The organism is Corallococcus terminator, from assembly GCF_003611635.1.
In the GTDB taxonomy this organism is placed as follows: Bacteria; Myxococcota; Myxococcia; order Myxococcales; family Myxococcaceae; genus Corallococcus; species Corallococcus terminator.
Map to the genome: position 1 here is coordinate 1 of NZ_RAVZ01000438.1, position 6840 is coordinate 6840.

The 6840-nt window shown below is 69.5% G+C and carries 6 protein-coding genes; 4 read left to right on the top strand and 2 right to left on the bottom strand.

The annotated features are described in order from the left end of the window. Both D7V88_RS37295 and D7V88_RS37300 read right to left on the bottom strand, forming a co-directional pair. A partial coding sequence (locus D7V88_RS37295; protein WP_208726703.1) for a biotin/lipoyl-containing protein occupies positions 1–481 on the bottom strand: 481 nt, incomplete at its 3' end. Further along, a complete protein-coding gene (locus D7V88_RS37300; protein WP_120545331.1) occupies positions 471–3362 on the bottom strand; it encodes a 2-oxoglutarate dehydrogenase E1 component in 2892 nt (963 codons plus the stop codon). The genes D7V88_RS37300 and D7V88_RS37295, both read right to left, overlap by 11 nt. A gap of 350 nt (positions 3363–3712) precedes the next feature. Between D7V88_RS37300 and fabI the strand changes: the two genes are divergently transcribed. The 4 genes from fabI to D7V88_RS37320 all read left to right on the top strand — a co-directional run. Next, complete coding sequence (gene fabI, locus D7V88_RS37305; RefSeq protein WP_120545332.1) at positions 3713–4543, top strand: enoyl-ACP reductase FabI; 831 nt, start codon at positions 3713–3715, stop codon at positions 4541–4543. Between the two features lie 160 nt (positions 4544–4703). After that, positions 4704–5081: a response regulator gene (locus D7V88_RS37310; RefSeq protein WP_120545333.1), complete on the top strand. Its 378-nt coding sequence runs from the start codon at positions 4704–4706 to the stop codon at positions 5079–5081. Between the two features lie 4 nt (positions 5082–5085). Then, entirely contained in the window at positions 5086–5952 is an 867-nt protein-coding gene (locus D7V88_RS37315) for a response regulator (RefSeq protein WP_120545334.1), read from the top strand. Continuing rightward, positions 5949–6840, top strand: an 892-nt coding sequence (locus D7V88_RS37320; protein ID WP_244238600.1) for a CheR family methyltransferase, incomplete at its 3' end; no start/stop codon positions are given. The genes D7V88_RS37315 and D7V88_RS37320, both read left to right, overlap by 4 nt.

A 6840-nucleotide genomic window follows, 5' to 3' on the forward strand; every position in this document is an offset into this window, starting at 1 on the left:
GGGTGGGCGCGGCCGGGCGGTTGATCTGCCCCAGCACGTCCTCCTTCACGATGCGGCCACCGGTGCCGGAGCCCTTCAACTGGCCCACGTCCACCTGGTTCTCCTCCGCCATCTTCTTCGCGGTGGGGGTGATGCGCGCGTCGCTGGCGGCGGCGGCCGGCGCGGACTGCACCGGAGCGGCGGCCTGGGCGGGCGCGGGCGTGGCGGCGGCGACAGCGGGAGACGCGGCGGCGGCACCGGCGCCTCCGGCCTCGATGGTGCCCAGCACCTCACCCACGCGGACCTTGTCGCCCTCCTTGAAGGCGATGGACGCGATGCTGCCGGCTGCGGGAGACGGCACGTCGATGGTGACCTTGTCGGTCTCCAGCACGACGAGCGGCTCGTCCGCGGCGACGGTGTCGCCCTGCTTCTTGTTCCACTTGCCGACGACGGCCTCGGTGATGGACTCACCGAGGGGCGGGACTTTCAGTTCAACGGCCATTCTGGGTTCCTCGGAGGATGGCTTCTTCGATGATGAGCTGCTGCTCGTAATCGTGCGTCTTGGGGAAGCCGGTGGCGGGGCTCGCGGCCTCGGCACGGCCGATGTAACCCAACTTCACCGGATGCTGCTGCGCGCGGCCGGACACCAGGTCGTGCAGGCGCGGGAACATGAAGTGCCAGGCGCCCGCGTTGCGGGGCTCTTCCTGCACCCAGTACAGCTCCTGCAACTGGGGCAGCTTCGCCACCAGGTTGGACAGCTCGTCGTGCGGGAACGGGTAGAGCTGCTCCACCCGCACGATGGCGATGGTGTCGTCCTTGCGCTCGTCCCGGGCCTTGGCCAGGTCGTAGTAGACCTTGCCGCTGCACAGGAGCAGCCGCTTCACCTTCGCCGGATCCGCCTTCGCATCCAGGATGATCTCCTGGAACGCGCCCGTCGCCAGGTCGTCCATGCGGCTGGTCGCCTCGGGGCGGCGCAGCAGGCTCTTGGGCGACATGATGACCAGCGGCTTGCGCACCGGGCGCAGCACCTGGCGGCGCAGCAGGTGGAAGATCTGCGCGGGCGTGGTGGGGTAGCAGACCTGGAGGTTGTCCTCGGCGCACAGGTCCAGGAAGCGCTCCAGGCGCGCGCTGGAGTGCTCCGGGCCCTGGCCTTCGTAGCCGTGCGGCAGCAGCAGCGTGATGCCGCTCAGCCGGCGCCACTTGCTCTCCGCCGCCGCGATGAACTGATCGATGATGATCTGCGCGCCGTTGGCGAAGTCGCCGAACTGGGCCTCCCAGATGGTGAGGCCGTCCGGCACGTCCAGGCTGTAGCCGTAGTCGAAGCCCAGCACGCCCATCTCCGACAGCGGGCTGTTGTAGACGTTGAAGGCCGCCTTGCCGGTGGCGAACTGCCGCAGGGGCGTGAACTCCTCACCCGTCTGCACGTCGTGCAGCACCGCGTGGCGGTGGCTGAAGGTGCCGCGCTCACTGTCCTGGCCGGACAGGCGGATGATGTAGCCCTCCGACAGCAGCGTGGCGTAGGCCAGGGATTCGCCCTCGCTCCACTGGAGCTCTTCGGTCTCCAGCATGCCCTGGCGCTTCTTGAGGACGGTGCGCTCCACGTCGCGGTGCACCTGGAAGCCCTCGGGCGCGGTGGCCAGCTTCTGGAGCGCGTCGCGCAGCGTCGCCTTCTCCACCGCGGTGGGGACCTGGGGCGCGTTCTTCAGGAGGCCGCCCTTGTAGGGCTTCCACAGGCCCTCCAGCGCGTTGGGCTCCTTGAACTGGCTCTCCTGGCGGGCGCGGGTGAGCGCCGCGTCGAAGTCCTGGTAGCAGCGCTGCTTGAGCGCGTCGGACTCCTCCGCGGGGATGCGGCCCTGCTCCGCCAGCGCCTTCGCGTACAGCGCGCGCACCGGCGGGTGCTTGCGGATGATGTCGTACATCGACGGCTGGGTGAAGGACGGGTCGTCGCCCTCGTTGTGGCCGTAGCGGCGGTAGCAGATGAGGTCGATGACCACGTCGCTCTTGAAGGTCTGGCGGTACTCCGCCGCGAGCTTCGCCACGTGGACGCACGCCTCCGGGTCATCCCCGTTCACGTGGAACACCGGGATGTCCAACATCTGCGCGATGGCGGTGGCGTAGATGCTGGAGCGCGAATCCGACGGGTCGGTGGTGAAGCCGACCTGGTTGTTGATGACGACGTGGACCGTGCCGCCCGTCGTGTAGCCCTTGAGGCCCGCGAAGTTGAGCGTCTCCGCGACGACGCCCTGCCCGATGAAGGCCGCGTCGCCGTGGATGAGCAGGGGAATCACGCCCGTGCGCTCCGTGTCGCCGCCCCGGTCCTGCTTGGCGCGCACGCGGCCCTCCACCACGGGGCCCACGCACTCCAGGTGGCTGGGGTTGAAGGCCAGCGACAGGTGCACGTTCTTGCCCGAGCGCGTGGCGTGGTCCGACGAGAAGCCCATGTGGTACTTCACGTCACCCCGGCCCAGGTACGCCTTGGGGTCCTTGGGACCGTCGAACTCGCTGAAGATCTGATCCGGCTTCTTGCCCAGGATGTTCGTCAGCACGTTGAGGCGGCCGCGGTGGGCCATGCCGATGACCAGCTCCTTGAGCCCCATGGCGGCGCCGACTTCCAGGAGGGCGTCCAGCATGGGGATGAGGGCCTCGCCGCCATCCAGGCTGAAGCGCTTGGCGCCCACGTACTTCGTGTGCAGGAAGTGCTCGAAGCCCTCCGCGTACGACAGCTTGGTGAGGATGTGCCGCTGCTCCTCCACCGAGTACGGCGTGCGGTTGTCGCTGTGCTCCATGCGCTGCATCAGCCAGCGGCGACGCTCGCTGTCGAGCATCTGCATGAACTCCACGCCGATGTGGCCGGAGTACGTGCGGCGCAGCCGCGTCACCAGGTCCGACAGGCGCACGCGCTGCTGCGGGAAGACGTTGTTGCACTCCACCGCCTGCTCCAGCTCGCGGGCGTTGAAGTGGTTCTCATCCATCAGCGCGACATCCGCGATGTGCCCCAGGGGCGGGCGCGGGCGCTCGAGCGGGTCCAGCGTCGCGCGCAGGTGGCCGCGCAGCCGGAAGGCGGTGATGGCCTGGTCCACCTTCGACTGCAACCCGATGTCCTGCGCGGGCGCGACCGGGGCCGCGGGCGCGGCGGCGGCGGCCGGGGCCTGCACGGCTCCGTTCGCCTTGCCGTTGCCCTTGCCCTTGCCCTCGGGGACGACGGGCGCGGGGGCCTCAAGCTGCTTCGCGTTGAAGATGGGGCGGCCCGTGCCGTTGTTGCGCTCGAATACCTCGCGCCAACTCGGGTCCACGCTGCCGGGATCATCAAGGAAGCGCGCGTAGAGCCCCTCGATGAAGTCGATGTTGGCACCAGAGAGGAAGCTGTCCTGGAAATTCGCCATGGCGGGGGGTCTTTTACTGGAAGGGCGCCGCGTTGGGGGGTTTTCGCCTCAGGTTTGTTGAAGCCCCCCGCGCCCGGCTGCCTGTCTTCGTCCGCGGGGAGCAGATGGAGTCATGCCCCACGTGAGCCCAGCTTCACCGAGGGCCGGATTCCCTCGGCTGGAAGGAGCTCAAAAGAAGGCCGGGACGGCCGGCATGCTGAACGGACCTACACCCACGGCGTCCCTTGCGCTGCCGTCCCGCCGGGCATCCGGAGTCGGACGGGAATCGGGTCCGGGGGCCCCTGCCGGAGGCCAAGGAGTGGTAAGCACGCGCCCCCTCCTTTCCTCTTCTCTCGCGAGAACGTACCGACATGCTCCTCCAGGGCAAGAAGCTGCTCATCACCGGCGTGCTCACCCCGCAGTCGCTGGCCTTCGGCATCGCCGAGCACGCGCTGGCGCAGGGTGCGGAAATCATCCTCACCGGCTTTGGCCGGGCGAAGTCGCTCACGGAGCGCAGCGCGAAGCGGCTCAAGCCCGGCACGGAGGTGCTGGAGCTGGATGTGACGAACCCGGAGCACTTCCCGGCCCTGACGGAGACGCTGCGCCAGAAGTGGGGCCGCGTGGACGGCGTGCTGCACGCCATTGCGTACGCGCCGGAGGACGCGCTGGGCGGCAACTTCCTCAACACCCCGTGGGAGAGCGTGCAGACCGCGTTCCGCATCTCCGCCTTCTCCGTGAAGGAGCTGGCCATGGCGTGCGCGCCGCTGATGCCGCCGGGCAGCGCCATCGTCGCGCTGGACTTCGACAACCGGCAGGCGTGGCCCATCTACGACTGGATGGGCGTGTGCAAGGCGGCCATGGAGGCCACGGTGCGCTATCTGGCGCGCGACCTGGGCCCCAAGGGCATCCGCGTCAACGCGCTGGCCGCCGGCCCCCTGGCCACCATCGCCGCGAAGGGGATTCCGGGGTTCAAGGCTCTGGCACAGTATTGGGGCAAGCAGGCGCCGCTGGGTTGGAGCGACAAGGACAGCCACGACCATGTGGCCAGGACGGCGTGCGCCATGCTGTCGGACTGGATGCCCAGCACGACCGGCGAAATGGTTCACGTGGACGGCGGTTATCACTCGGTGGGAGCGCCTCCGGTGGACACGGTGGAAGGGGCCGAAGGGGTCCTGGCGACCCCTACGCCCAAGGAGGGCTGATTCCTCCCAACCTTCCCGGAAAGACCCAACTTTTGCCTGCCCGGCTTCCCGGCGGTCGGGGGCCCCCCGCTTCCGCCCATCGGAGCGCTCACGGTAGGATCACCCATGCAGCGCAGACCTCTCCGTACTTCGCGGAGCCTGTGCGAGGAGCCGTGGCACAGTGAGTACCAACGTCTTGCTGGTGGACGACAGCCCGACCGTCCGCAACATCCTCAAGATCTACCTGATGAACCTCAAGATCAGCATCGTGGAGGCGGAGGACGCGGCGCGCGCGCTCCAACTTCTGCGGCTGGTGCCGGTGAGTCTGGTGATCGCCGACATCAACATGCCGAACATGGACGGCATCACCTTCGTGAAGGAGGTGCGCGCCAGTGCCCAGGCACAGGTGAAGAGCGTGCCGGTCATCCTGCTGACGGCGGAGAAGGGCGAGGATCTGCGCCAGCGCGGCACGGAGGCCGGGGCCAACGCGTTCATCAAGAAACCCGTTTCGCACGACGAGCTGACCAAGACGGTGTGTCAGTTCCTGAACAGGGTGTGACGCCGTGAGCCTGCCGTCCCTCCTGCTGGTCGACGACAGCGACGCCATCCTGGCGCTGGAGCGGGCCATCCTCTCCGGGCACTACACCATCCACACGGCCAGCAACGGCCGTGAGGCGCTGGAGAAGGTGGGCCGGCTGCGCCCGGCGGCGGTGCTGCTGGACCTGTCCATGCCGGAGATGGACGGCGACGAGGTGCTCCAGCGGATGAAGTCGGATGTCGCGACGACGGACATCCCGGTCATCATCATCTCGTCGGAGAAGCAGCGCGCGGAGGCGTGCCTGGGCCTGGGCGCGGAGGCGTTCCTGCCCAAGCCCTTCCGCGCGGATGAGCTGCTCAACCTCGTGGGCGAGGCCCTGGAGTCCGCGCGTCGCCGCTCGCGTTCGGGCGCCATGCTCGTCCTGCGCTTGTCGGTGGGCGAGCGCGAGTTCGCCGTGCCGCTGGACTCCGTGAAGGAGGTCCTGTTGCAGCCGGCGACGCGGCCGTTGCCCACGGGGCCGTCCTACCTGCGCGAATACGTGGAGCTGCGCGGCCATGCGGTGTGCGTGCTGGATGTGGCGCTGCGGCTGGGCGTGAAGCACCAGGTGGCCATCGCGGAGCGGATGCTGGTGGTCATCGAAGCCGAAGGGGTGTCGCTGGCGCTCACCGTGGACACCGTGCGGGATCCGGAGGAGTTCCAGGCCACGGAGATCGACCGGCGAGAGAAGGTGGGCGGCGCGGAGCACGGCCTGCTGCAAGAAGGACTGCTGGGCATGTTGCGCGTCGGTGGCCGCGCGCTGCCCATCCTGGATCCGAAGGTGTTCATCGCGCGGGGACTCCTGCGCGACCTGCCCGCGCTGCTCGCGCCGGTGGAGGAAGAGCGGAGCGCATGAGTGCAGGGCTCGACCCTCGGCTGCTGGCCCGCGCCCGGGAAGTGGTGGCGGACACCACTGGCTTTCGTGATGACGCCATCGCCCAGGAGGCGGTGGAACGCGTGCTGCGCGCGGAGCTGGCCCGGGGCCGCGTGCCCACGGAGGTCCTGAGCGAATTGCAGCAACTGGGCTCTCCCCTGGCCTACACGCTGGTGCGCGCGGTGCTGGTGGGGGAGACGTACTTCTTCCGCCAGCCGGAGCACTTCCGCTTCATCGCCATGGAGGGCGTGCCGTCCGCGCTGCGCCACGGCGCCATGCACCTGCGCGGCTGGAGCGCGGGGTGCGCCACCGGCGAGGAGGCGTACTCGCTGGGCGCGTGCCTGCTGGCGTGCGCGCCCGCGGGGATGCCGGTGGAGGTGGTGGGCACCGACCTGCACGAGGCCAGCCTGGAGGCCGCCCGGAGGGGCACCTACGGCGCGTGGTCCCGCCGCGAGTCCGCGCCCGCGCTGCACACCGTCTACGAGCCCCACGGCGGGCGTCAGGTGTCCATCGTCCCGGAGGTGCGCAAGGTCACCCGCTTCGCGCCCGCGAACCTGCTGGCGCCGCTGCCGGAGCGCTTCGGCCTGTTCGACTTCATCCTCTGCCGCAACGTGCTCACGTACTTCTCTCCGTCCGCGCGCGACGCGGCCATCGGGCATCTGGCGCGCAGCCTGACGCCGGGGGGCCTGCTGTTCCTGGGCACGGTGGAGGTGGACCGCTGTCCGACGGGGCTGACGCGCGAAGGGCCCCCGGAGCTGCAGGCGTTCCGCAAGCCCCGCGTGGAAGAGCGCACCTTCATGACGCTGCCCCCGCCGCAGCCGTCGGTCACCTCTCGCGTCACCCCGCCTCCGCGCCGGCTGTCGGCGCCAC

Bases quoted from the DNA above. Each gene is read 5' to 3' on its own strand.
- fabI (WP_120545332.1), top strand. From the start codon at position 3,713: ATGCTCCTCCAGGGCAAGAAGCTGCTCATCACCGGCGTGCTCACCCCG.
- D7V88_RS37300 (WP_120545331.1), bottom strand. From the start codon at position 3,362: ATGGCGAATTTCCAGGACAGCTTCCTCTCTGGTGCCAACATCGACTTC.